This is a genomic window from Azospirillum endophyticum, from assembly GCF_016595245.1.
Classification (GTDB): domain Bacteria; phylum Pseudomonadota; class Alphaproteobacteria; order Azospirillales; family Azospirillaceae; genus Azospirillum; species Azospirillum endophyticum.
Map to the genome: position 1 here is coordinate 325816 of NZ_JAENHM010000073.1, position 25170 is coordinate 350985.

27 protein-coding genes and 1 other RNA gene are annotated in these 25170 nt (G+C 68.3%); 20 read left to right on the plus strand and 8 right to left on the minus strand.

Features of this window, described 5'->3' with window-relative positions; translation table 11 throughout:
- Positions 1-14: 14 nt before the first annotated feature.
- The 6 genes from JHL17_RS28420 to JHL17_RS28445 all read right to left on the minus strand — a co-directional run bounded on the left by JHL17_RS28420 (position 15) and on the right by JHL17_RS28445 (position 4994).
- On the minus strand, positions 15-1319 hold the full coding sequence (locus JHL17_RS28420) for an OmpP1/FadL family transporter (RefSeq protein ID WP_247893872.1): 1305 nt from the start codon (positions 1317-1319) through the stop codon (positions 15-17).
- A gap of 265 nt (positions 1320-1584) precedes the next feature.
- The gene (locus tag JHL17_RS28425; RefSeq protein WP_200198004.1) at positions 1585-2391 is read right to left on the minus strand and encodes a TSUP family transporter; all 807 of its coding nucleotides are present in this window, start codon (positions 2389-2391) and stop codon (positions 1585-1587) included.
- A gap of 34 nt (positions 2392-2425) precedes the next feature.
- Entirely contained in the window at positions 2426-3100 is a 675-nt protein-coding gene (gene thiE / locus JHL17_RS28430; RefSeq protein WP_200198005.1) for a thiamine phosphate synthase, read from the minus strand.
- Positions 3101-3103: 3 nt separating this feature from the next.
- On the minus strand, positions 3104-4033 hold the full coding sequence (locus JHL17_RS28435) for a class I fructose-bisphosphate aldolase (protein ID WP_200198006.1): 930 nt from the start codon (positions 4031-4033) through the stop codon (positions 3104-3106).
- Between the two features lie 167 nt (positions 4034-4200).
- On the minus strand, positions 4201-4437 hold the full coding sequence (locus tag JHL17_RS28440; RefSeq protein ID WP_247893873.1) for a hypothetical protein: 237 nt from the start codon (positions 4435-4437) through the stop codon (positions 4201-4203).
- A 110-nt stretch (positions 4438-4547) separates the two neighbouring features.
- Positions 4548-4994 carry a hypothetical protein gene (locus JHL17_RS28445; protein ID WP_247893874.1) on the minus strand — a complete coding sequence of 149 codons (447 nt, stop codon included), beginning with the start codon at positions 4992-4994 and terminating at the stop codon, positions 4548-4550.
- 245 nt (positions 4995-5239) lie between these two features.
- Here JHL17_RS28445 and JHL17_RS28450 point away from each other — a divergent pair, with 245 nt between their 5' ends.
- Positions 5240-5584 (plus strand): type II toxin-antitoxin system HicB family antitoxin, encoded by a 345-nt coding sequence (locus JHL17_RS28450; RefSeq protein WP_200198009.1) that lies wholly within the window; start codon positions 5240-5242, stop codon positions 5582-5584.
- Positions 5585-5747: 163 nt separating this feature from the next.
- Positions 5748-7436, plus strand: coding sequence for a methyl-accepting chemotaxis protein (locus tag JHL17_RS28455; protein WP_200198010.1), 1689 nt, complete (start codon positions 5748-5750; stop codon positions 7434-7436).
- A 204-nt stretch (positions 7437-7640) separates the two neighbouring features.
- On the opposite strand, the gene gap is transcribed toward JHL17_RS28455, so the two are convergent.
- Positions 7641-8648 carry a type I glyceraldehyde-3-phosphate dehydrogenase gene (gene gap / locus JHL17_RS28460; RefSeq protein WP_200198011.1) on the minus strand — a complete coding sequence of 336 codons (1008 nt, stop codon included), beginning with the start codon at positions 8646-8648 and terminating at the stop codon, positions 7641-7643.
- A 73-nt stretch (positions 8649-8721) separates the two neighbouring features.
- Positions 8722-10716 (minus strand): transketolase, encoded by a 1995-nt coding sequence (gene tkt / locus JHL17_RS28465; RefSeq protein WP_200198012.1) that lies wholly within the window; start codon positions 10714-10716, stop codon positions 8722-8724.
- A gap of 399 nt (positions 10717-11115) precedes the next feature.
- On the opposite strand from tkt, the gene JHL17_RS28470 reads away from it, so the two are divergent.
- The 18 genes from JHL17_RS28470 to tilS all read left to right on the plus strand — a co-directional run bounded on the left by JHL17_RS28470 (position 11116) and on the right by tilS (position 25100).
- Complete coding sequence (locus tag JHL17_RS28470; protein WP_085088803.1) at positions 11116-11340, plus strand: hypothetical protein; 225 nt, start codon at positions 11116-11118, stop codon at positions 11338-11340.
- 4 nt (positions 11341-11344) lie between these two features.
- Positions 11345-11653 carry a cell division protein ZapA gene (locus JHL17_RS28475; RefSeq protein WP_200198013.1) on the plus strand — a complete coding sequence of 103 codons (309 nt, stop codon included), beginning with the start codon at positions 11345-11347 and terminating at the stop codon, positions 11651-11653.
- Between the two features lie 14 nt (positions 11654-11667).
- Positions 11668-11831, plus strand: a non-coding RNA gene (gene ssrS, locus JHL17_RS28480) — 6S RNA.
- 59 nt (positions 11832-11890) lie between these two features.
- A complete protein-coding gene (locus tag JHL17_RS28485; protein WP_200198014.1) occupies positions 11891-12475 on the plus strand; it encodes a 5-formyltetrahydrofolate cyclo-ligase in 585 nt (194 codons plus the stop codon).
- A 122-nt stretch (positions 12476-12597) separates the two neighbouring features.
- Complete coding sequence (locus JHL17_RS28490) at positions 12598-13422, plus strand: TIGR00282 family metallophosphoesterase (protein WP_200198015.1); 825 nt, start codon at positions 12598-12600, stop codon at positions 13420-13422.
- Positions 13423-13437: 15 nt separating this feature from the next.
- Positions 13438-13917 carry a DUF29 domain-containing protein gene (locus JHL17_RS28495; RefSeq protein ID WP_200198016.1) on the plus strand — a complete coding sequence of 160 codons (480 nt, stop codon included), beginning with the start codon at positions 13438-13440 and terminating at the stop codon, positions 13915-13917.
- A 180-nt stretch (positions 13918-14097) separates the two neighbouring features.
- Positions 14098-14850, plus strand: coding sequence for a YebC/PmpR family DNA-binding transcriptional regulator (locus tag JHL17_RS28500; RefSeq protein WP_200198017.1), 753 nt, complete (start codon positions 14098-14100; stop codon positions 14848-14850).
- Positions 14851-14919: 69 nt separating this feature from the next.
- Positions 14920-15981, plus strand: a complete 1062-nt coding sequence (ruvC, locus tag JHL17_RS38045; protein ID WP_425599657.1) for a crossover junction endodeoxyribonuclease RuvC — start codon at positions 14920-14922, stop codon at positions 15979-15981.
- Complete coding sequence (gene ruvA, locus JHL17_RS28510) at positions 15978-16604, plus strand: Holliday junction branch migration protein RuvA (protein ID WP_098740239.1); 627 nt, start codon at positions 15978-15980, stop codon at positions 16602-16604. Before ruvC ends, ruvA begins: the two co-directional genes overlap by 4 nt.
- Positions 16601-17674 (plus strand): Holliday junction branch migration DNA helicase RuvB, encoded by a 1074-nt coding sequence (ruvB, locus tag JHL17_RS28515; RefSeq protein WP_200198018.1) that lies wholly within the window; start codon positions 16601-16603, stop codon positions 17672-17674. The genes ruvA and ruvB overlap by 4 nt, the downstream gene beginning before the upstream one ends.
- Positions 17667-18152, plus strand: coding sequence for a tol-pal system-associated acyl-CoA thioesterase (gene ybgC / locus JHL17_RS28520; RefSeq protein ID WP_200198019.1), 486 nt, complete (start codon positions 17667-17669; stop codon positions 18150-18152). Before ruvB ends, ybgC begins: the two co-directional genes overlap by 8 nt.
- Before the next feature lie 64 nt (positions 18153-18216).
- Positions 18217-18951, plus strand: a complete 735-nt coding sequence (gene tolQ / locus JHL17_RS28525; RefSeq protein WP_200198020.1) for a protein TolQ — start codon at positions 18217-18219, stop codon at positions 18949-18951.
- A 3-nt stretch (positions 18952-18954) separates the two neighbouring features.
- Positions 18955-19437: a protein TolR gene (tolR, locus tag JHL17_RS28530; RefSeq protein ID WP_200198021.1), complete on the plus strand. Its 483-nt coding sequence runs from the start codon at positions 18955-18957 to the stop codon at positions 19435-19437.
- Positions 19438-19453: 16 nt separating this feature from the next.
- On the plus strand, positions 19454-20677 hold the full coding sequence (locus tag JHL17_RS28535; RefSeq protein ID WP_200198022.1) for a hypothetical protein: 1224 nt from the start codon (positions 19454-19456) through the stop codon (positions 20675-20677).
- Positions 20678-20679: 2 nt separating this feature from the next.
- Positions 20680-22032 carry a Tol-Pal system beta propeller repeat protein TolB gene (gene tolB / locus JHL17_RS28540; protein WP_200198023.1) on the plus strand — a complete coding sequence of 451 codons (1353 nt, stop codon included), beginning with the start codon at positions 20680-20682 and terminating at the stop codon, positions 22030-22032.
- Between the two features lie 149 nt (positions 22033-22181).
- On the plus strand, positions 22182-22652 hold the full coding sequence (gene pal, locus JHL17_RS28545; protein ID WP_200198024.1) for a peptidoglycan-associated lipoprotein Pal: 471 nt from the start codon (positions 22182-22184) through the stop codon (positions 22650-22652).
- A gap of 220 nt (positions 22653-22872) precedes the next feature.
- Positions 22873-23739: a tol-pal system protein YbgF gene (gene ybgF / locus JHL17_RS28550; protein WP_200198025.1), complete on the plus strand. Its 867-nt coding sequence runs from the start codon at positions 22873-22875 to the stop codon at positions 23737-23739.
- Positions 23727-25100: a tRNA lysidine(34) synthetase TilS gene (gene tilS, locus JHL17_RS28555; RefSeq protein ID WP_247893875.1), complete on the plus strand. Its 1374-nt coding sequence runs from the start codon at positions 23727-23729 to the stop codon at positions 25098-25100. Before ybgF ends, tilS begins: the two co-directional genes overlap by 13 nt.
- The last annotated feature ends 70 nt before the right edge of the window (positions 25101-25170 follow it).

Here is a 25170-nt window from a genome sequence, read left to right on the forward strand (position 1 = left end):
GAGGGCGGGCAAGCTCAGAACGTGAATTTCGCCTGCAGGCCGATCAGGTCGATGCTGCTCTTGTAGTCCGCATTCAGGTTGCCGCGGCCGGCTTCGGGGCCGGTCAGGTCATCGGTGAGGGCGACCGAAGTCTTCGGAATGAAGACGTGCGAATAGGCGGCATCGACGCGCAGGGCATCGGTGACCTGGTAGCCGGCGCCGACCGACAGCCAATAGCGGTTCTGCTCCGGAATGCGCGGCGTGCGGTAGTCGACGTCGACGGTACCCTTGTCGAAGGCGACGCCGCCGCGCAGCGTCAGCTTGTCGGTCACCTTGTAGGAGGTGCCGAGCGCGTAGTACCAGCTGTCCTTCCAATGCTCGTCCGTCGAGGAGGACAGCGCCGGGTTGGCGATGTTGATGCGCAGCTCGCGGAAGCGCGACCAGTTGGTCCACTGCACGTCGGCCATCACCGCCCAGCGGTCGGTGACCTCGTGGTACAGGCCGATGGACGCGATGTCGGGCGTGGTCAGGTCGGCGTTGGCGCTTTGGGCGGGCAGGGCGCCGGCGAGCGGGGCCGGCAGGCCGGTGAAGGAGATGTTGCCGGTCAGCTTGTGCTTCACCGCCGAGCGGTAGGCGAGGCCGACGCGGGTGCCCTTCACCGGCTCGATCAGGGCGCCGAGCGTGAAGCCCCAGCCCCAATCGTCGCCGGTCACGTCGCTCTTGACGTCGAGCGAGCCCGGACGGCCGAGACGGCTGGCGCCAAAGTCCGACGCCTGCGACAGCTTGGCCTTCGCATATTGGATCTGCACGCCGCCGCCGATGATGATCATCGGGTTGATGCGGTACGACACCGACGGCGCGAAATTGTAGGTGCGCAGGTCGGACCGGATGCCGTGATAGCGGCCGATCCAGTTGTCGCCATAGTCGGTGACCAGCCCCCAGGGACCGTTGGCCGAGAGGCCGACCTTCAGGTCGTCGTCGATCGAATAGACGAAGTAGCCGGCCGGAACCAGCGCGTCCTGCGCGATGTCGCCGGGCGCGGCATTGCCGCTGATCGCGGTCCCGCCCAGCCGCCGGGCGCGGCTGGCGCTGGCGCCGTCGACCTTCGACTTCACGATGACGCCGGTGGCGGTCTGCACCGCCTCGATCCCGGTGACCAGCCCCATGGTCGCCGGGTTGTAGAACATCGCGCTGGCGTCGCCGTTGCCGCCGGCCGTCACGCCGGCATAGGAGGTGCCCTGGCCCGATACGCTCTGCTCCTTCAACGCAAAACCGGCGGCGAAGGCCGTGGAGGCGGTCGCGATCGGTGCGGTCACCGCGATGGCTGCGGCAGCGGTCATCAGACATGTCTTGAGCGTCGTCGGAGACATTGTTCCTTCCCCAAATTGTGTTATTGACGCAATGATACACGAACTGACGCTTACGTAAAGAGCCTCCCGTCGTTTTTGTTGGCTCTACAAACAGTTTTGTGGAGTTCGGGGCAAACCGGAAGATGAAATGACGAACACGGGCAGGCGCGCACCTTCGGCCGGAAGGGTTGCCCCGGCCGGTGCGCGTTGAGCGAAAAAGTATCGTTGCAGATAATCGGGGCTGGGAGCGCGCCCGTCAGGCGATCCAGGCGGCGGCGGCGGTGAACATCTCGCGCAGGATGTTGTGCTCGTCGGTCCAGACCAGCTTGGCGGTGATGACGATGGAGGCGATCACCAGCATCGGGCGCACGACTTGGGCGCCGTTGCGGATCACCATATGGGCCCCGGCCTGGGCGCCGATATACTGCGCGACGCCCATCAGCAGGCCGATCATCCACAGCACATGGCCGCCGGCGATGAAGAACAGCAGCGATGCGACGTTGCTGGTCAGGTTCAGCACCTTGGTATGGGCGGTCGCCTTGCGCAGGTTGTAGCCCAGCAGGGAGACGAAGGCGATGGCGAAGAAGGTGCCGGTGCCCGGCCCGAAGAAGCCGTCGTAGAAACCGATGCCGGTGCCGATGCTGAGCGCGAAGGCATGCTCGCCGATGCGCTGGTGGGCATCGACGTCGCCGGCCTTGGGCGACAGCAGCAGATAGAGGGCGATGCCGATCAGCAGGATCGGGATGACGTCGCGCAGGAAGCTGGCATCCAGCATCTGCACCAGCGTGGCTCCGGCCCCGGCGCCGACGAAGGTGCAGAGGATCATCGTCCGCATCGACGCCGGATGGACCTCGCCGCGGCGGACGAATTTGATGGTGGCCGAAAGCGATCCGAAGCTGGATTGCAGCTTGCCGGTCGCCAAGGCCTCCGCCGGGGACAGGCCGGCCGCCAGCAGGGCCGGGATGGTCAGCAGACCGCCGCCGCCGGCGATCGAATCGACGAAACCGGCCAGCAGGCCGACGGCGAACAGGATGCCCAGCGACTCGGGCGTCAGAAGATCCATGATGGTCGGGAAGTCCAGGTGGTCGGCCGGCCGTTCAGCCGGCGAGTGCGGCCCCGGTGGAGGCTTCGATGGCGGCGTTCAGCGCCCGGACCCCGGCGGCCGGACCTTGCGGATGGCCCCAGACGGCGTTGACCACGGCCAGGAAATCGGCGCCGGCGGTGACCAGCGGCGCGCAATTTTCGGCGGTGATGCCGCCGATGGCGACGCAGGGAACCTCCATCAGCTCCGACCACCAGCTCAGCAGCTCCGGCTCGGCCTTGTATTCGGCCGTCTTGGTGGCGGTGGGGAAGAAGGCGCCGAAGGCGACATAGTCCGCTCCCTCCTCGCCGGCGATCATGGCGAGATGGCGGCTGTCGTGGCAGGTAATGCCGACGATGGCGTCGTTGCCCAGGATCTTGCGGGCATCGCGATAGGAGGTGTCCTGCTGCCCGACATGGACGCCGTCGCAGCCGGTCTCCCGCGCCAGGCGCGGATGGTCGTTCAGGATGAAGGCGACGTCACGCTCCTGCGCGATCGGGCGCAGCAGATCGCAGGCACGGCGGATATCGTCCTCGGAGCAGTCCTTGAGGCGCAACTGCACGCAGGCGACGTCGCCGGCATCCAGCGCTTCGGTCAGAAGCGGCGCGAACGCCGCCGGCTCCAGGGCCGGCGGCGTCACGAGGTACAGTCGGCAGGCAGGTTCCGCCTGCGTCGGCTTTCCCTTGGCCAAGTGTTACTCCCGGCCCTGGTAGATCTTCATGATCCGGTCGAGCAGCTTGAGGGCATCCTCGCGCGGGCGCTGGAAGGCGTTGCGGCCGATGATCGAGCCGTTGCCGCCGCCGTCACGGATGGCGCGGGCGTCCTCGAACACCGCGTCCTCGCCCTTGGTGGCGCCGCCGGAGAAGACCACGACGCGGCGGCCGTTGAAGGCGCACTGCATGATGTGCTTCACCCGCTCCGCCTGGGTGGCGATCGGGATGTTCTTCGACTCGTAGATCTTCTTGGCTTCCGGCTGCTCCAGCGTGGCCGACGGCAGCTTGACCTTGATGATGTGGGCGCCGAGCAATGCGGCCATGTGGGCGGCGTAGCCGATCACGTCGATCGCCAGCTCGCCGTCCTTGGTGACGGCGCCGCCGCGCGGGTAGGACCACAGCACGGTGGCGAGGCCGTAGGACTTCGCCTCCTTCGACAGCTCGCGGAACTCCTCGTACTGGTCGTACATGGCGTCGGAGCCGGGATAGATGGTGAAGCCGATGGCCGACGCGCCGATGCGCAGCGCGTCCTGGACCGAGGCGGTGACGGCCTGGTCGGCGGCTTCCTTCTGGGTGGACAGCGAGTTGGCGCTGTTCATCTTCAGGATCAGCGGGATCGAACCGGCGAAGGTGCCGGCGCCGGCTTCCAGCGAGCCCAGGGGAGCGGCGTAGGCGTTGCAGCCCGCGTCGATGGCGAGCTGGTAATGGTAGTGCGGGTCATAGCCGGCGTCGTTCGGGCCGAAGCTGCGGGCGGGACCGTGTTCGAAGCCCTGGTCGACCGGCAGGATCACCAGCTTGCCGGTGCCGCCGAGCTTGCCTTCCATCAGGATGCGGGCGAGGTTCGCCTTGGTGCCGGGATTGTCGCTCTCGTAGTTGGCGAGAATGTCTTTGACGCGGCGCGTGAGCTTCATTGTGGCTCTTCCCCTGGGGCATTCTTGGAAATGGCGCCGTCTTAGCCCGTATTCGGCCGCTTTGCAACGGCGGGAGGGGCATAAAGCGGCCATTTGCCACGTCTGAACGGCCTAGGGCCTGCGGCCGGTGGAGCGCCGTGCGGGATGCGGAACTCCCCCCAAAGGGGTTAGGGCAGAAGAGAACCGACCACCGTGTAGAGGCCGTATCCGGCCCCGCCCAGCACCGCCCAGGAGCCGGCCGTCAGCCCGACCCAGACGGCGACCAGCCGCAGGCCGCGCATCTTCTCCGGATGGGGGGCGGGACTATGACCCGTTCGTTCGGGCGACCGGCCGCTTGCGGCCTGCCCCGGACGGTGAGGTTGCGCGATCGTCGAGTCCGGCGTGGTCAGCGAGGTGATGCTCATGGGCGGCTCATCCGGCATCGGAGGGAGGGTGCTGTGTCACAAAAATATCCTTAGGTGACGTTACACCACCTTTGCGCGGCGAGGCTGTGCGAAAAAGCGGTAGGCCGGGTCTAACCTTCGCTCCCGGTCAGCCAGTCACGGCATAGCGCCTCCAGCAGGTCGCGGCGCCCGGACCCCCGACCTTCGGTGCGGTGGCGGCCGGCGACGTCGAGAAACGGCGGGCAGGCGGTCAGCAGCGTGGCGCCGCCGGCCTCGGCGATGGCCGCCAGCCGCCTTGCCGCCTCCGGCCGGCCGGTAAACAGCAGGTTGGGTACCCCGGCCGCCAGCGCCCCTTGCGCCTCTCCGGCGCGGTCGCCGCAGTCGAGCAGCCCGGTCACGTCCAGCCCGGGATGAGCCTGACGCACCCGCTCCATCAGGCCGAGCAGCCACAGCGCCCCGCCGGCCGGCGGCGCCATCAAGGCGAGGCCGACACCGGCCGAGACGGCGGCGGCGGCGGCGGCGAGCGCGTCGCCGAGGCTGCGGACCAGGATCGGGCGTGAGAGCGGTGCAGGGGGCATGGTCGCGGCCGGCGATAGCGTCGAGGGCATGGGAGGAAGAGCGGGCATCATAGCCGGAGCGGCGGTGCGGCTGGAACGGATGTTCGGGGCGTGACCGCCGGGAGGGTCCGGTGTCCGGCCGGCCGGGAGAATTGAGGCAGGTCAAACCCTATGGTCACGATCCCGGAGTATGGTCGGTCATAGCGGACAGGGAGCCGGAACGTCGGCGTCCGTTTCATTGGATTACCTCCCCCGGGAATGCCGCGATGATGGAATACAAGGGTTACAAGGCCCAGATCGACTTCGACAACGACGCGGGCGTCTTCGTCGGCGAGGTCATCAATACACACGATGGCATCACCTTTTCCGGCCGGTCTGTGGACGAGCTGAGGGAGTCTTTCCGGCGGGCGGTGGACGATTATCTCGATCTGTCCTGCGACCTGGGTGGGGAGGGCGACCAGCCCTTCTCGGGCCGGCTTGCCGTCCGCATCAATCCGATCCTGCACCGGGCCGTCGCCGACTGCGCCGCCCGGGAGGGCAAGAGCGTCTCGGCCTGGATCGCCGAATGCCTGGGCCGCGCCGCCGGTGTGACCGACGTCAAGGCAGGGTAAAGATTCGCAAAATGCGATGCCGATTGCGTGCATCGCCCGAGCCGATTGGCAGAATGGCGAATAGCTTGCCTGCCAAACGTTGTACCTCGCTTGGCGACGGTACACCCTTAACTGGCATCATCCTTGCTCCAGGTCCCTCGAACGATTTAGTGGGGGATGCCTTATGAGCGGACCGAAAATGACCTTGCGTGCGAAGCTTTGGGCACTCGTGGCGCTGGCCGGCGCCGTGTCCATCGCGATTGCCGCCGCCGCCCTTTGGCTCGACCAGCGCAACATGCTGGAGGAGCGGAAGGAGACCTTGCGCTCCGTCGTGCATACCGCCCATGGGCTGGCCGCCGGGTACGAAGCCGAAGTCAAGGCGGGACGCCTGACGCGCGAGCAGGCGTTCGAGCGGTTCAAGGCCAATCTCAACACCATGTTCTACAATGGCAAAGACTACATCTTCGTCCAGAATCTGAACTACCAGACCGTCATCCATCCGGTCCGGCCCGACGTGATCGGCAAGGACCAGCGCGACAACAAGGACTCGAACGGCGTGTTCTTCGTCCGGGCTCTGGTCGACACCGCGCGCACCAAGGGCGACGGGTTCGTCGAATACATGTATCCAAAGCCGAACACCGAAGTGCCGTTGCCCAAGCTCAGCTACGTCAAGATGTTCGAGCCCTGGCAGCTGCTGATCGGCACCGGCGTCTACATCGACGACCTGGATGCCCGTTTCGCCAGCAGCCTGTGGACCATGGCCGCCGTCGTCGGCGGGCTGGCCCTGCCGGTGGTGGCGCTGATCGCCCTGGTCGGCAATTCGATCAGCCGCCGCATCCGCCGCCTGTCCGACTGCATGCGTAGCCTCGCCGACGGCAATCTGTCCACCGTCATCCCCGAGACCGACAGCGGCGACGAGCTGGGCGACATGGGCCGCGCGGTCCAGGTGTTCCGGGTCAATGCCGAGGCCGGCCGCCGGCTCGAGGCGGAGCAGGCCGAGGCCACCCGCCGGGCGGAGGCGGAGAAGCGGCAGTCCATGGACAGGCTGGCCGCCCGGTTCGAAGGGACGGTGGGCGGCATGATCCGCTCGGTCTCCACCACCACCGACGAGTTGGGTCAGAAGGTGCGGGCGATGTCGCACGCGGCCGAGCAGACCAGCCACCTCGCCGGAATCGTGGCGAGCGCCAGCGACGGCACCGCCGTCAACGTGCAGACCGTCGCCGCCGCGTCGGAACAGCTGTCCAGCTCCATCGTCGAGATCGGCCGGCAGGTGTCGGAAGCCAGCCGCGTCGCCGGCGAAGCGGTCGGCATGGCGCAGGAGGCCACCGGCCGTATCGGCAGCCTGGCAGAGGCGGTCGATAGGATCGGCACGGTGGTCGGGCTGATCAACTCCATCGCCGGCCAGACCAACCTGCTGGCACTGAACGCCACCATCGAAGCGGCCAGGGCAGGGGAGGCTGGCAAGGGCTTCGCCGTCGTGGCGAGCGAGGTGAAGGCGCTGGCCAACCAAACGGCAAAGGCGACCGACGAGATTGGCGGCCAGATGAGCGGCATCCAGTCGGTGACCGGTGAGGCGGTGACGGAGATCCAGAAGGTGTCGGCGGTGATCGAGCGGCTGAGCGCCATCGCCACGGCGATTTCCGCCGCGGTCGAACAGCAGAACGCCGCCACCGCGGAGATCACCCGCTCGGTCCAGCAGGCCGCCGCCGGTACCGGCGAGGTGTCGACCAGCATCTCCGGCGTCACCGCGGCGTCCGATGAGAGCGGCCGTACCGCCCGCGAACTGGTCGAGGCGCTGGGCAAGTTGACCAGCGAAGCGGCCGGGCTGAACGCGCAGGTCGGCGACTTCCTGGCGACGGTGCGGGCGGCGTAAGCGGGGATAGGCGTCGGCTTGCGAATGCCCCCTCCCTAACCCTCCCCCTCTTCGAGGGAGAGGGGACTGCCGCCGCACTCCGACAAAGCTCCTAACCCCCTCCACCGCCAAGGGCGGGGGAGGGATGGGGAGGGGGCACTGGAACCCTGCACGAAAAAAGGCGCCCTCCTTGCGGAGGGCGCCCTTTTCTTAGCGAAGCGAGGCTTACTTGGCGTTCGCCATGGCGACGGCGGTGTCGCTCATGCGGTTGGAGAAGCCCCACTCGTTGTCGTACCAGGTCATGATGCGGACGAAGTTGCCGTCGATGACCTTGGTCTCGTTCAGCGCGAAGATCGAGCTGTGCGGGTCGTGGTTGAAGTCGGTCGAAACCAGATCCTCGGTGTAGGCTTCCAGTACGCCCTTCAGCGGGCCGTTGGCCGCGTCGGAGATCGCCTTGGTGATCTCCTCGACCGAGGTGGCGCGCTTGGACGTGAACTTGAAGTCGACGACCGAGACGTTCGGGGTCGGCACGCGCATGGCGGTGCCGTCCAGCTTGCCCTTCAGCTCCGGCAGGACCTTGCCGACCGCCTTGGCCGCACCGGTCGAGGTCGGGATCATGTTCAGGGCCGCGGCGCGGGCGCGGTGCAGGTCCTTGTGGTTGGTGTCGACGATGCGCTGGTCACCCGTGTAGGAGTGGATCGTCGTCATGAAGCCCTTTTCGATGCCGACGAGGTTGTTCAGCACGAAGGCGACCGGGGCCAGGCAGTTGGTGGTGCACGACGCGTTGGAGACGATCTTGTGCTCGGCCGTCAGCTTGTCGTGGTTCACCCCGTAGACGACGGTGATGTCCTCGTCGGTGGCCGGGGCGGAGATCAGCACCTTCTCGGCGCCGGCTTCCAGATGCTTGGCGGCGTCGGCGCGCTTGGTGAAGATGCCCGAGCATTCCATGGCGATCTGGACGCCCAGATCCTTCCACGGCAGCTTGGCCGGGTCACGCTCCTGCACGACCTTGATGGAGTGGCCGTTGACGATGAGGACACCGTCGCCGGTCTCGATAGTGCCGGGGAAGCGGCCGTGGACGCTGTCGTACTTCAGCAGGTGCGCGTTGGCCTTCAGATCGGCCAGGTCGTTGATCGCCACGACCTCCACGTCCTTGCGGCCGCTCTCGTAGATGGCGCGCAGAACCAGACGGCCGATGCGGCCAAAACCGTTGATCGCTACCCGTACAGCCATGACTTCCTCCAGTTGGATATGGGGCGCCCAAGATCGGCAGGACGCCCCTTCGGCTTCTCTCAGAGACGCGCCCTTAAAGACGAGCTTTGACGGCGTCCACGACCGCTTCGGCGGTGATGCCGAAGTGCTTGTACAGTTCCTGGTAGGGGGCCGATTCGCCGAAGCCGGCCATGCCGACGAAGGCGCCCTTGTCGCCCAGCCAGCGGTCCCAGCCCAGGCGGATCGCCGCCTCGACGCCGACGCGGACGCCGGTGCCGAGCACGGAAGCCTTGTAAGCGTCGTCCTGGCGCTCGAACAGTTCCCAACTCGGCATAGACACAACGGCGGTACCGATGCCCTGGGCCTGCAGGGCCTTGCGGGCCTCCATCGCCAGCGACACTTCCGAGCCGGTGGCGAGGATGGTCGCCTTGCGCCCGCCCTCGGCCTCGGCCAGGACGTAGGCGCCGCGGGCGCTGCGGTTCTCGGCCGTGTGCTCGGTGCGGAGCGTCGGCACGTTCTGGCGGGTCAGCGCCAGCACCGAGGGAGCGCCGGTGGCCTCGAGCGCGATCTGCCAGCATTCGGCGGTCTCGACCGCGTCGGCCGGGCGCAGGACCAGCAGGTTGGGAATGGCGCGGAGCGCGGCCAGATGCTCGACCGGCTGGTGGGTCGGGCCGTCCTCGCCGAGACCGATGGAATCATGGGTCATCACGAAGATGGTGCGCTGCTTCATCAGCGCGGCCAAACGGATCGACGGGCGGCAGTAGTCGGCGAACTGCATGAAGGTGCCGCCGTAGGGGATGATGCCGCCATGCAGCGTCATGCCGTTCATCAGCGTCGCCATGCCATGCTCGCGCACGCCGTAGCGGACGTAGCGGCCGGCGAACTCGCCCTTGCCCTTGATGTCGGCGGTGTTCTTGACCTTGGTGTTGTTCGACGGCGTCAGGTCGGCGGACCCGCCGATCAGCTCGTGGATCGCCGGGACCAGCATTTCCAGCGTGTTGCCGGAAGCGACGCGGGTGGCCCAGCTCGGCTTTTCGGCGCTGACCTTCTCCTTGAAGGCGACTATGGTGTCAGCCAGGGCCGAGGGCACGCCGCGGCCGAAGGCCTCGTCGAAGGCCTTGCCGGCGGCCTCGGTCAGGGTGGCGCGGCGGCCGCTCCAGTCGTCGTAGGCGCCGGCGCTGCGGGTCCCGGCGGCGCGCCAGGCGGACAGGACGTCGTCGGGAACGACGAAGGCCTCATGGGTCCAGCCGATGGCGGTGCGGGTCGCGGCGACCTCGTCGGCGCCCAGCGGCGAGCCGTGGCAGCCGTGGGTGTTGGCCTTGTTCGGCGCGCCCTTGCCGATGATGGTGCGGCAGGCGATCAGCGTCGGCTTGTCGGTGGAGGTGCGGGCCTGGGCGATGGCCTTCGATACCGCGTCGGTGTCGTGACCGTCGACGGCGATGGTGTTCCAGCCGTAGGAGCGGAAGCGCGCCTGGGTGTCGTCGGTGAAGCTGAGGTCGGTCGAGCCGTCGATGGAGATGTGGTTGTCGTCCCACAGCACGATCAGGCGGTTCAGCCCGAGATGGCCGGCCAGCGAGCAGGCCTCGTGGCTGACGCCCTCCATCAGGTCGCCGTCGGACGCGATGACGTAGGTGTAATGGTCGATCAACTCGTCGCCGAAGCGGGCGTTGGTGACCCGCTCCGCCAGCGCCATGCCGACGGCGGTGGAGACGCCCTGGCCCAGCGGGCCGGTGGTCATCTCGATGCCGAGGCTGGGGTCGACCTCCGGGTGGCCCGGGGTCAGGCTGCCCATCTGGCGGAAGCGCTTGATCTCGTCGATGGTCATCCGCTCGTAGCCGGTCAGGTAGGCCAGCGAGTAGATCAGCATCGAGCCGTGGCCGGCCGACAGCACGAAGCGGTCGCGGTCGGGCCAGGACGGGTTCTTCGGATCGAACTTAAGGAACTGGGTGAACAGGACCGTGGCGACGTCGGCCATGCCCATCGGCATGCCGGGGTGGCCGGACTTCGCGGCCTCGACCGCGTCCATGGAGAGCGCGCGGATCGCGCTGGCCATCGTGTGGAGGGAGGGCTGGGCGGAGTCAGCGGACATCTGGCGTTTCCTGCGGGGTCGGACGCGGTTGCGGCGTCGGCAACGGTGGTTGCGCGGTCACCCCAAAAGGCGCCGCGAAACGGGCGCACCATGCAGAACCGCTGTGCGCAGGTCAACATGGGAATGGGGTAGCGAATGGTATGGCAGAGGCTCCTCTACCGGGAGGGAAGCCTGCCGTACAGCTTCGTTTCGTCACCAATGCATCCGCTGCGGCCTTCCGTCACGCCCAACTATCCCGTATGGGCTTTCCGTGGAACAAACCGTCGTGGCGGTTGACGCGGTCGGTTCGCCGGGCCAACTCTAGGCGCTCCGAACGGCAGCGGCTCGGCTTGGCGGACAGCCGGTCCGGGTCAGGATGCCTGTCGAACATGACGTGCCCACAGGTCGAGGTTGACGTCCATGGATTCCCTGAAAGCCGCGCTCGACCGTCTCGGCCGTGCCGTGGACCGGCTGGAACATGCCGCGACGGCCCGCGACGAGCGGGTCGTCCGGCGCGAGCAGGACTTGTCGCAGGCGCTGGAAACCGCCCGGGCGGATCGCGCGACCGCCCAGGCCACCGCGGAGGCGGTGTCCCAGCGTCTGGAGGTCGCCATCGCCCGACTGCAACAAGTGCTGGAGAGCTGACGCCATGGCCCAGGTCGACATCGAAGTGAACGGCCGCTTCTATCGGATGCTGTGCGAGGACGGGCAGGAGGCGCGGCTGCGCGAATTGGCAGCCTATGTCGACGACCGGCTGCACCGGCTGACCGGCGGCGGCCGCAGCGGGTCGGAAGCGCAGATGATGCTGATGACCTGCCTGGTGCTGGCCGACGAGCTGCAGGACGTGATGTCCGGCAAGGGCATCGCCCCCGCGGTGGACGAGGGCGCGGTGGTCGGTGAACTCGATCGTGTCGCAAAACGCATCGAAGAGGTTGCCGCGCGGCTCGAACGCGCCTAGATTGGTACACGGAAGGACCGCTGCCTGGTTCGACAGGCTGCAATAATCCCCAGGGCCGATAACCTTGATCTCTAGGGAGCTGTCCCTGTCCGGCCCATCGGGCCGGGTACACGGCGCCCACCTGCTCATGCAGGCCATGGAGGATAGGCACATGGCCACCGGCCGAGGCGGCGCCTTCCACCCTTTTCCGGGGCCTCCCTCTTTTCGGGGCCGCTCCTCTCCCCTACGCAGTCCGCGATGACCGATCCGCAAGCCAAGGACGCCGCCCGACGCGAGGCGCGCGCCCGGCGCGATGCCATCGCAGCCTCCGACCATCCCGCCGCCGCCGCCGCCGTGCGCGACCGCATCGCCGAACTGGCGCAGGACGGCCATCTGCCGCGCGGCGCCGCCGGGGGATATTGGCCGCTCGCTTCGGAACTCGACGCGCGACCGGCCTTGCTCCATCTCAAGCGTCTCGGCCACTCGATCGGCCTGCCGGTGTCCGGGCCGCGCGGCACCGCGCTGCTGTTCCGCGACTGGGCTCCGGAGGCGCCGATGGCGACCGGCCGCTACGGCATCCGGGAACCCGCGGAGGGACGCGCGGTGCTCCGGCCCTCGGTCCTGCTGGTGCCCCTGTTGGCCTTCGACCGCTCCGGCCATCGGCTGGGCTATGGCGCCGGCTATTACGACCGGACGCTGGATGCGTTGCGGGACGACGGCGCGGTGATTGCGGTCGGCGTGGCCTTTGCGGCGCAGGAGATGCCGGCGGTGCCGGTGGACGCCCATGACGAGCGGCTGGACTGGATCCTGACGGAGCGCGAGACGCTCCGCATTCGTAAGTAGCCATAGCTCCGTCCGTTTAATATGAAACGCACGGAGCTATGGTTTTGTGTATGACGATCGGATTCACGCCTCAAATCGATACCGATTTTACGCGATCCGATCCAATCGGGAAGGTTGGGGCGATGCGGATTCTGTTCTTCGGCGATGTTGTGGGCCGGGCCGGGCGCGATGCGGTGCTGGCGCACATGCCGATGCTGCGCGAGAAGCTGGACCCCGACCTGACGGTGGTGAACGGCGAGAACTCGGCCGGCGGTTACGGGGTGACGGTCAAGATCGCCGAGGAGTTCTTCGAGGCCGGCATCGACGTGGTGACGCTGGGCAACCACACCTGGGACCAGAAGGAACTGGTCGGCACCATCGAGCAGCAGCCGCGCATCGTCCGCCCGGTGAATTATCCCGAAGGCACGCCCGGCCGCGGCTTCGTCCTGTTGCAGGCGCGCGGCGGGCGCAAGGTGCTGGTCGTCAACGTCCTGCTTCGCCTGTTCATGGAACCGATGGACGACCCCTTCGCCGCGGTCGACCGGGTGCTGAAGGCGCATCGGCTGGGACCGGGGGGCGTCGATGCCGTGCTGATCGACATGCATGGCGAAGCGACCAGCGAGAAGATGATCATGGGCCATTTCTGCGACGGCCGCGCCTCGCTGGTGGTGGGCACCCACAGCCACGTGCCGACCGCCGACCACATGGTCCTGCCGAAGGGCACCGCCTATCAGTCCGATGCCGGCATGTGCGGCGATTACGACAGCGCCATCGGCATGAAGAAGGAAGTGGCGCTGGCCAAGATGGTGCGCAAGCTGCCGACCGAACGGCTCTCGCCGGCGGAAGGCGAGGGCACCGTCTGCGGCTGCTACGTCGAGACCGACGACCGCACGGGACTGGCGGTCCGCATCGAGCCGTTGCGCATCGGCGGGCGGCTGAGCCAGACTTTGCCGGAACGGATGCAATAGCCGGAGCGCCGCGCCATGGGCTTCCATGCGAAGCATGATGAGGATTTCTACGCCTGGGCGATCGAGCAGGCGGCCCGCCTGCGCGAGGCCGCGGCGTCGGGAACCAACCTGCCGCTCGATTGGGAGAATCTCGCCGAGGAAATCGAGAGCATGGGTGGGCGGGACCGTCGGGAGCTTCTCAGCCGGCTCATCCGGGTGATCGAACATCTGCTGAAACTCGAACTGTCGCCGGCCGAGGGGCCGCGCGAGGGGTGGAAGCGCTCGGTTCGCCAGCAGCGCCTGTCCCTGGCGCGGCTGCTCAAGGACAGTCCCAGCCTGAAGGCGCGCCTGAGCGAGGTTCTGCCGGATGCCTGGGCCGGAGGACGCGAGGAGGCGTTGATGGGGCTGGAGTGCGACGGGCTCTATGAGCAGGACCTTCCCCGCGACTGCCCTTATGACGTGGGGGAACTCCTCGACCCCGCATTCTGGCCGGCCAACGGGCACGGGCTGACGTGACGGCGGCCCAGGGGCTCCGGTGGGGCTCCGGTCACGCCGCAATCTCGCCATATTGACTTTCTAATCCCGTGGGTGTCGTCTCCCGCGCCGAAGAGGTGCGGTGGGGCGGCAGACCTGTTACATGTGTCGTGCGCTCACCCCGCCCGATTGACCAATTCCGTTTCGAGGCTCGTTCGACCCATGGCCGGTCATTCCCAGTTCAAGAACATCATGCACCGCAAGGGCGCGCAGGACGCCAAGCGGTCCAAGATCTTCAACAAGCTCGCCCGCGAGATCACCGTGGCCGCCAAGAGCGGCTTGCCGGACCCGGCGGCCAACCCGCGCCTGCGCGCCGCCATCCTGGCCGGCCGAGCGCAGAACATGCCGCGCGACCGCATCGACCGCGCCATCAAGCAGGGCACGCCCGGCGGCGGCGACGACGCGAACTACGAAGAGGTGCGGTACGAGGGCTACGGCCCCGGCGGCGTCGCGCTGATCGTCGAGGCGCTGACCGACAACCGCAACCGCACCGCCGCGGAAGTGCGCTCCAGCTTCACCAAGTATGGCGGCAGCCTGGGCGAGACCAACTCGGTCAGCTTCATGTTCAGCCGCATCGGCGCGATCTACTACCCGGCCGCCGCGGCGGATGCCGACGCCGTGTTCGAGGTCGCGCTGGAGGCCGGCGCCGACAATGTCGAATCCGACGAGAACGGCCACGAGGTCACCACCACGGTGGAGAATTTCGGTGTCGTCCGCGACGCGCTGGAGGCCAAGTTCGGCGGTGCGGAGAGCGCGCGCCTGACCTGGCGCCCGCTGAACACCGTCGCGCCTTCCGAGGACGCCGCGGCCAGCCTGCTGAAGCTGCTGGACGTGCTGGAAGACAACGACGACGTCCAGGTGGTCGAAGGCAACTTCGACATCTCCGAAGAGCTGATGCAGAAGCTGACCGCGTAAGTTCGACGCGGGTCTTGCAAGCGGAGAGCGGGTGTCGTGTTTGCGCGGGCAGGACGAACTGGGGCGGCGGTGCCTTCGCCGGTGCGGCTGCTGGGGATCGATCCCGGCCTGCGCCATACCGGCTGGGGCATCATCGACGTGGCGGGCAACCGCCTGAGCCACGTCGCCGACGGCGCGGTGCATTCCGACGAGTCCTGCCCGCTGGCCGAGCGGCTGGTGCAGCTCCACGACGCGCTGTCGGCGGTGGTGGAACGCTATCGCCCCGACGAGGCGGCGGTGGAGGAGACCTTCGTCAACAGCAACGCGGTCTCGACGCTCAAGCTGGGGCAGGCCCGCGCCGTGGCATTGCTGGTGCCGGCCCAGGCCGGGCTGGCGGTGGCGGAATACGCCAACAACATGGTCAAGAAGGCGGTCGTCGGCCAGGGCCGCGCCGAGAAGGCGCAGGTCCAGACGATGGTGCGCCTGCTGCTGCCCGGCTGCGAGATCGGCTCGCCGGATGCCGCCGACGCGCTGGCCGTGGCGATCTGCCACGCGCACCACCGCGCGAGCTGGACGATGTGGCGGCGGAATGCCGAAGCGCCGAGACAAACCCTCTCCCCCCCGGGGAGAGGGCAGGGTGAGGGGGATGCACAATGTTCCTCTCCCAAGACTCCACGCGGCGCTTCCCCCTCACCCCGACCCTCTCCCCGGGGGGGAGAGGGGGAGAGCCCCGGGCGAGTGGGGGACATGGCGCTAGTTGCGAAAACCAAGCCCACTGACTACATAACGGGACGGGCGCGCGACCTGCGGATGAACGCCACGGATGTGGAAAAGATCGTCTGGCAGAAGCTGCGCAATGCCCAGCTCGGCGCGAAATTCCGGCGGCAGGAGCCGATCCTGGGCTTCGTCGCCGACTTCGTCGCCCACGACCATCGCCTGATCATCGAACTGGACGGCGGCCAGCATGCCGAGCAGCGCGCCGCCCATGACGAGCGGCGGGCGCGCATGCTGGAGCAGGCCGGCTTCCGCATCCTGCGCTTCTGGAACACAGATGTGATCGACAACCTTGACGGCGTGCTGGAGATCATCCGCGCGCGTCTCGAAGAGACTTCCATTCTTCGCAGCCAGCCCTCGGGCCGGGAGTTCCCATGATCGCCAAGCTGACCGGCATCGTCGATTCCACCGGCACCGACTGGGTCGTGCTCGACGTGAACGGCGTCGGTTACCTGCTGTCCTGCTCCAACCGCACGCTGTCGCGCCTGGCGGTGGGAGAACGGGCGTCGCTGGTGGTCGAGACCTTCATCCGCGAGGAACGCATCGTCCTGCACGGCTTCGGCGATCAGGCGGACCGGGAGTGGTTCAAGCTGCTGACCACCATCCAGGGCGTCGGCGCCCGGCTGGCGCTGTCGATCCTGGGTGTGCTCGATCCCGACCAGCTGACCCGCGCCATCGCGTCCCAGGACAAGACCGCGCTGGTGCGCGCCGACGGCGTCGGGCCGAAAGTGGCGGCGCGCATCCTGAACGAACTCAAGGACAAGGTCGGCAATCTGGCGCTCGGCCCCGCGGCGACAGCGGGCGCGCCGGCCGGCAAGGGTGCCCCCGCCGCCGTGCCGGGCGCCACTCCGGCGCTGGCCGATGCGGTGTCGGCGCTGGTCAATCTCGGCTATGGCCGGTCGGAAGCCTTCGGCGCGGTCGTCGCCGCCGGGCGGGTGCTGGGCGATGACGCCGGCGTGTCCGATCTGATCCGCCAGGGCCTCAAGGAACTGAGCCAATGAGCGACCCCAACCACGATCGTCTGGTCCAGCCGGGCCAGGGCCAGGGCGATTCCGCCGAGTCGTCGATCCGTCCGCTGTCGCTCGCCGAGTTCATCGGCCAGCGACAGGCGCGCGAGAACCTGTCGATCTTCATCCAGGCCGCCCGCTCCCGCAACGAGGCGCTGGACCATGTGCTGCTGTTCGGGCCGCCGGGTCTGGGCAAGACCACGCTGGCGCAGATCGTGGCGCGCGAACTGGGGGTGGGGTTCCGCGCCACCTCCGGCCCGGTCATCGCCCGGGCCGGCGATCTGGCGGCGCTGCTGACCAACCTCCAGCCGCACGACGTCCTCTTCATCGACGAGATTCATCGCCTTAATCCCGCCGTGGAAGAGGTGCTCTATCCCGCCATGGAGGATTTCCAGCTCGACCTCATCATCGGCGAAGGCCCGTCGGCGCGGTCCATCCGGATCGACCTGCCGCCCTTCACGCTGGTCGGCGCGACGACGCGCAGCGGCCTGATCACGCGCCCGTTGCGCGAACGCTTCGGCATTCCCGTGCGCCTGCAATTCTACGAGCCAGACGAATTGGAGTTGATCGTGCGCCGCGCCGCCGGCGTGCTGGGGATGGGGATCACGCCGGAGGGGGCGCGCGAGATCGCCAACCGGGCGCGCGGCACGCCGCGCGTGTCGGGCCGGCTGCTGCGCCGGGTGCGCGATTTCGCCGCGGTCGCCGGGGTGGAAGAGGTCGACAAGCGCGTCGCCGATGCAGCCCTCACCCGGCTGGAGGTCGACCGGCTGGGGCTGGACAGCATGGACCGCCGCTATCTGGGGCTGGTCGCCAACAATTACGGCGGCGGTCCCGTGGGCGTGGAGACGTTGGGGGCGGCGCTGGGCGAACAGCGCGACGTGCTGGAGGAGGTGGTCGAACCCTACCTGATCCAGCAGGGCTTCCTGCAGCGCACCCCGCGCGGGCGCATGCTGACCGACCAGGGCTTCCGCTATCTCGGCCTCAACCCGCCGAGCGCCCCGCTCCGGCAGCTCGACCTGCTGGACCGGGTTCCGGACGCGACGGAGGCGGAGGGCGATGAGTAAGGCCGCCCTTTCCGGATGGTTCGCGGAGGACGGCAGCCACCGCTATCCGCTGCGGGTCTATTACGAGGACACCGACGCCGGCGGCATCGTCTATCACGCCAACTATCTCCGCTTCGCGGAGCGGGCGCGGACGGAGATGCTGACCCTGATGGGCTTCCGTCAGGCGGAAATGGCGGCCGGTTCGGGCGATGTCACAGGTGTGTCATTTGCGGTACGGCGCCTGACCATTGATTTTGACGCCCCCGCCAAGCTGGAGGATACGCTTGAAGTGGAAACCCGAATCGTCGATATCCGCGGTGCCTCCTTCGCAGTTGCACAAGTCATCCGCCGCGACGGTCGCGTGCTGGTGCACGCCGACCTGCGGCTGGTGACGATCAACCGGGCCGGGCGGGCCGTGCGCCTTCCCGACCCGGTGAAAGCGGCGATGGAGACGCTGCATGCCAAGCAAAACGCCTCTTCGCCTGCGTCGACTGACTGACTGACCTTATCGACCGTTTCCTTCCACTCCCCGTGCCAACAGCGCAAACGCGAGACTCACTGCGATGGACGCCCTGCAAACCGCCCAGCTGGCCGGCAATGCCGCCGCCACGACGGCACATGAGATCACGATCCTCGGCCTGTTCTGGCAGGCCGACGCGGTCGTCAAGATCGTGATGATGATGCTCGTCATCGCCTCGATCTGGTGCTGGGCGATCATCATCGAAAAGCTGATGCGCATCCGCCGCCTGAACGCCCAGGCCGATTCCTTCGAGGAGGCCTTCTGGTCGGGCGGGTCGCTCGACGCGCTCTACGACCGCATCGGCCAGGCTCCGGCCGACCCGATGGCGGCGACCTTCGCCGCCGGCATGCGCGAGTGGCGCCACGCCGCCGACCGCGGCATCGGCGGCACGATGAAAAGCTCGCTGCAGCAGCGGGTGGAGCGGGTGATGGCGGTGACCATCGGCCGCGAGATGGCGCGGGCCGAACGTTACATGACCTTCCTGGCCTCGGTCGGGTCGACCGCCCCCTTCATCGGCCTGTTCGGCACGGTGTGGGGCATCATGAACTCGTTCACCTCGATCGCCGGGTCGGGCAACACCAGCCTCGCCGTCGTGGCGCCGGGCATCGCCGAGGCGCTGTTCGCCACCGCCATGGGCCTGCTGGCCGCCATCCCGGCGGTGCTGTCCTACAACAAGTTCTCCACCGACCTCGGCCGCTACGCCGACCGGCTGGACACCTTCTCGGGCGAGTTCTCGGCGATCCTGTCCCGCCACCTCGAGGAGCGGGGAGCCGCCTGAACCATGGCCGGACAACTCGCAGGCAAATCCCACGGGCGCGGCAAGCGCCGGGGCTATCGCGCGATGGCCGAGATCAACATGACGCCGTTCATCGACGTCATGCTGGTCCTGCTGATCGTCTTCATGGTCGCCGCCCCGATGCTGACCGTCGGCGTCCCGGTCGACCTGCCCAAGACCAACGCCGCTCCGCTGGAGCAGCAGAAGGACCCGCTGTTCGTCACCGTGCAGACCGACGGCCGCGTCTTCGTCCAGGAGACGCCGGTCGAGCTGACGAACATGGTGGCGCTGCTGATCGCGGTGACCAACAACAACCCCGAGGCCCGCATCCTGGTCCGCGGCGACGCCAAGATCGCCTATGGCAAGATGCTGGAGGTGATGGGCACGATGAGCGCCGCCGGCTTCAAGAAGGTCGGTCTGGTCGCCGAGATGCCGAACGGCCCGACCGCGTCCAGCGCGCGGGTCGGCGCGCCCAAACCGGCGCGTTGAGGCGGGCGGAACTCCCATGCGCAAGCCCCTGATCGCCTCGGCGGTGCTGCACGTCGCGCTGGTCGCGCTGATGGTGCTCGGCATGCCGCCCAGCGATCGCAAGCTCGAGATCGCCTCCTCGATCCCGATCGAGATCGTCGACATCGGCGAAGTCACCCAGGCCGCCCGGACCGAGAAGGGCGAGCCGAAACCGGCCAACGCCGCGCCGCGCCCGCCGATGCCGGAGGCCAAACCCGCCCCGCCGGCGCCCGAGCCGCCCGACGAGGAGGACGAGCCCCCGCCGCCCCCGCCGCCGCCCACCAAGACGCCGGAGCCGCCGAAGGTCGCCCAGGTGCCGCCGCCCCCGCGCGAGCCGACGCCGCCGCCCAAGCCGACTCCGTCGCCTCCTCCTCCGCCCCCCCCACCGCCTCCGCCCCCGGATCCGGCGCCGTCGCCGACTCCGAAGCCGCCGGAACCGCCGAAGCCCGAGCCGCCGAAGCCGGAACCGCCCAAACCGGAACCGCCCAAACCGGAACCGCCCAAGCACGAGCCCAAGCCGGAGCCTCCGAAACCGGAGCCGCCCAAGCCTGAGCCGCCCAAGCCCGAGCCGAAGAAGCCCGAGCCTGCCAAGCCGGAACCGCCGAAAGCGGAACCGAAGAAGCCGGAGCCGGCGAAGGAGCCCGCCAAGGAGGTCGCCAAGGCCGAGCCGAAGAAGGCGGAGACCCCGGCCAAGCAGCCGGAGAAACCGTCGGCCAAGACCGACCCGCTGTCCGACCTGCTGTCGAATGTCGGGAAGATCAAGCCGTCGGACAACCCGAAGGCGGACGGCAAGGCCTCGGCCAGCGCCAACAGCGACGCCAAGCCGAGCCAGAAGACCGCATCCGCGGCGCCGGCCGGGGCGGCGAAGGCAACGAACGGCCCCGATCGGCCGTTCAAGCCGTCGGGCCGCGCGCTGGACGCCATCCGCGGCCAGCTGAGCAAGAACTGGAACTTCGACAGCGGCCGCAAGGACGCCGGTTCGATGCAGATCGAGATCCATGTCGAGGTCGGTCGCGACCACAGCGTGGTCCGTGCCTGGATCGACGACAAGTACCGGTCGCGCTACATGTCGGATGCCGCCTTCCGGGCGTCGGCCGACGCGGCGGTGCGCGCGGTCAAGCGGTCCAGCCCGCTGGAACTGCTGACCAGCGAGTTCACGCCACAGACCTATGAAGACTGGCGCTTCATCGTGTTCAATTTCGACCCGAGGGACATGTTCTGACCATGACGACGAAGACGAGGCTTCTCCTGAAGCTGGCCGGGGCCACCGGCGCGCTTCTCCTCTCCCTCGGCGTTGCCGCTCCGCAGGAGGCGCGCGCCGAGTTGCGCATCGACATCACGCGGGGCGTGTCCGAGCCGCTGCCCATCGCGATCACCAGCTTCGCCGGATCGGGCGGGCGTGATGCGCAGATGGGCGCCGACATCTCCAAGGTCATCTCCGACGACCTGGAGCGCTCCGGCCTGTTCAAGCCGCTCGATCCGCGCGGCTTCCTGCAGACGCCCGACCAGCTGCGCAGCGGCGAGCCGCGCTATCAGGACTGGAAGGCGCTGGGCGCCCAGGCGCTGGTCGCCGGCAACACCACGACGGGCGGCGACGGCCGGATGAAGGTCGATTTCCGCCTGTGGGACGTCGCCGCCGGCCAGTACATGCAGGGGCTGAGCTACAGCGCCTCGCCGCAGGAATGGCGCCGCATCGCCCATATCGTGGCCGACGCCATCTACAAGCGCCTGACCGGCGAGGATGGCTATTTCGACACGCGCGTCGTCTACGTCGCCGAATCCGGCCCGGCGAACGCGCGCAAGAAGCAGCTGGCCATCATGGACCAGGACAGCGCCAACCATCAGTTCCTGACCGACGGCCAGACCCTGGTCCTGACGCCGCGCTTCTCGCCAACGTCCCAGGAAATCACGTACATGTCGTACTTCAACAAGAAGCCGCGCGTGTACCTGTTCAACATCGACACCGGCCGCCAGGAGGTCCTGGGCGACTTCCCCGGCATGACCTTCGCCCCGCGCTTCTCGCCGGACGGCAACAAGGTCATCATGTCGATGGCCCAGAACGGCAACACCGACATCTATACGCTGGACCTGCGCACCCGCCGCCAGACCCAGCTGACCGACGCGCCGGGCATCGACACCGGCCCCAGCTATTCGCCGGACGGCCAGCGCATCGTCTTCGAGTCGGACCGCGGCGGCACCCAGCAGCTCTATGTCATGGGCGCCGACGGCTCGGGCGTGAAGCGGCTGACCTTCGGCGAGGGCCGTTACGGTACGCCGGTATGGTCGCCGCGCGGCGACCTGATCGCCTTCACGCGCCAGCGTGGTAGCAGCTTTGCAGTCGGCGTAATCCGTCCGGATGGGTCAGGGGAACGAATCCTGACCGAAGCCTTCCACGTCGAGGGACCGACCTGGGCTCCCAACGGCCGTGTTCTCATGTTCTTCAAGGACTTGCCCTCGGGCGACGGCCGTGGCCGCAACGCGAAGCTGTACAGCATCGACATCACCGGCGCCAACGAGCGTCGCGTGAGCACCCCGGTTGACGCGTCGGATCCCGCGTGGTCGCCCTTGATTCCCTAGTGGAGTAGCCCTATTTTGCGGCGACGCGGGAGCAATGCTCAAGACAAAGGTCGAACGTCGTCTTTTCGTCGGGGATTGGCGGAAAGAAGCTGCTCCTGTGCAGACAAAGTTCGACCATCAAACAAGTTTCGTTCAAGGGGTCCCTGAACATGCGCATGAAGTTCCTCGCTCTCGCCGCGGTCGCTCTGCTCGCCGCTTGCGAATCCACTCCGAACGACGCCGCCAACGGCGCCAACACCGGTGCCCAGCAGACCTCGGTCCGTCCGGGCTCGGCGGAAGATTTCGTCGTCAACGTCGGCGACCGCGTCTTCTTCGGCCTCGACCGCTTCGACCTGTCGCCGGAGGCTCGCGCCACCCTCGACCGTCAGGCCAAGTGGCTGCAGACCTACGGCTCGGTCACCGTCACCGTCGAAGGCCATGCCGACGAGCGCGGCACCCGCGAGTACAACCTCGCCCTGGGTGAGCGCCGCGCCAACTCGGTGAAGAACTACCTGGCCGCCAAGGGCATCACCCCGAACCGCGTCAATGTCGTGTCCTACGGCAAGGAGCGTCCGGCGGTGGTCGGCTCGAACGAGGCCGCCTGGTCGCAGAACCGCCGTGGCGTGACCGTCGTCAACTGATGACGCCGGTCCCCGCCTGACGGGGAACAGGGAAGGGCGCCGCCGCCGGGAAACCGGGGCGGCGCCTTTTCTTTTGGCGGCCGGCTTTTTGCCATGAGGTCGGTTCTTTGCGCCGTCGCGCAAGTTCTGCTAAACAGCGGCCATCGCGCCGCCTTTATCGTTCGCCATGGTCGCCGTGGGCCCGTCCCCCGGCATCAGATCTCCTCAGGATCCCACGCGCATGACCAACATCCGTCCCGTCGCCGCCCTGCTGCTGGGTGGCATGCTCGCGGCAACCCCCGCCCTGGGCCCCGCCCTGGCCCAGTCGAAGGGGCAGATCGAGCGGCTGCAATCGCTGGAAACCCAGGTCGCGGCGCTGGGCGGTCCGGTGGAGGTGGCGCAGCTGTCGCCCTCCGTCGCCGCCGATTTCGAAATCCGGCTGCAGAATCTCGAACGGTCCATCCAGGACCTGACCGGGAAATACGAGGAATCGACCTATCAGGTCACCCAGCTGCGCGAAAGGCTGGAGAAGGTGAACGCCGACGTCGATTTCCGCCTGAAGGAGCTGGAGAAGGGCGGCGGGTCCACCGGAGGCGCCATGGGGGGCGCGATGTCCGATGCCGCCCCGTCCAAGCCCGCCAAGGCCGCCGCCGACGACAAGAAGGCGGCCGACAAGCCGGCGCAGAGCGCCGCGGCCAATCCGCCCTCCAGCGCCGGCCTGTCGCCGGAAAAGCAGTATGAGCAGGCGTTCGAACTGCTGCGCAACTCCGACTATGACCGGGCGGAGAAGGCGCTGCAGGAGTTCATCGCCAAGAACAAGTCCCATGCTTATGCCGGCAACGCGCAGTATTGGCTGGGCGAGAGCTATTACGTCCGCAACAAGTTCCCGGAAGCGGCCCAGGCCTTCGCCGAGGTGCTGTCCAAGTACCGCACCAACCCGAAGGCGGCGGACAGCCTGCTGAAGCTGGGCATGACCCTGCAGCAGATGAACAAGAAGTCGGACGCCTGCACCGCCTTCGGCCAGCTGCTGACCAAGTTCCCCGAAGCCTCGGCCAGCGTGAAGCGCCGCGCCGACACGGAGCGCAAGCGCATCAATTGCCCGGCCTGATGGGCGGTCCCGGCGGCGACCCGGTATCGCAGCCGGTATCGCGGGAGGAGTTCGCCCGCACGCTGGCGGCGCTGGGCGGTTTCGAACCGGCGCCCGCCGTCGCGGTCGGCGTGTCCGGCGGCGGCGACAGCGTGGGGCTGGTCGTGCTGCTGCGGCACTGGGTCGCGGAGCGGGGCGGAAGCCTGCTGGCGCTGACCGTCGATCATGGGCTGCGACCGGACTCCGCCGGCGAGGCGGCGGCGGTCGGGCAGGCGATGGCCCGACTCGGCATCCCCCACCGTATCCTGCGCTGGGAGGGGGAGAAGCCGCCGGCCGGAGTTCAGGCGGCGGCCAGGGTGGCGCGGCACCGGCTGCTGGCCGACGCTTGCGCCGACGCCGGCATCCTGCATCTGGCGCTCGCCCATCATCGCGACGACCAGGCGGAGACGGTGCTGCTGCGCCTGGCCCGCGGGTCCGGCATCGACGGGCTGGCGGGCATGGCGCCGGTGCGCGCCGATGGCAGGGTGCGGGTGATCCGGCCGCTGCTCGGCTTTTCCCATGACCGGCTGCTGGCGACCTGCCGCGCCGAGGGCGTGGAGTGGATCGAGGATCCCTCCAACCGCAACCCGCGTTTCGCCCGTGCCAGGCTGCGCGCTGCTCGCGACCTGCTGGGCGGCGAGGGGCTGGACGGTGCCCGGCTGGGCGAGGTCGCCCGCCGGGCCGGGCGGGCGCGGGCGGCGCTGGAGCAGGCGACCGCCGTGCTGTTGGCCGAGATCGCGACGGTCCATCCGGAAGGCTGGATCGCGCTGGCTCCCGCTCCCCTGTTCGCCGCCCCGGCGGAAATCGCGCTGCGGGCACTGGCCCGCGCGCTGGCGGTGGTCGGCGGCCCGGCCCACCCGGTGCGGGACGAGGCGCTGGAACGGTTGTTCGCCTCGCTGCCGGACGGGCAGGGCGGGACATTGGGCGGCTGCGTGGTGCGGATGCGCCGCGGTACGGTCATGGTCGCGCGCGAGCCGGTGGCGGCGACGGAGCGGCTGAGCGTGCCGCCCGGCGGGACCGTACGCTGGGACGGGCGATTCGACCTGCGGCTGTCGCCGCGGTGGGGCCGGCCGGTCACGGTCGCGGCGCTGGGGGCGGCAGGCTGGCGCGAATGGGGGGCGCGGCGGGCACCGGAGCGGTTGCCCGACCTGCCGGTTCCGGTGCGGGAAACATTGCCAAGCCTTTGGTCGGGAACGGAATTGCTTGGTGTGCCGATGATCGGTATGTGCTACGGGTTCGGCGCGGATGGGCAGCACCCGGTGGACCGCGCAAGCTTTTGTCCACTTTCGTCGTTGGGAAGACCAGCTTTTACGGTTGTTTCGGACCGGGACGGCATTATTTAATCAGGGAACGTGCCCGTAGGAGACCGGGGTGCGGCCTTGTCGGCGCACCGCATGGCGATGGGTTCGCAGA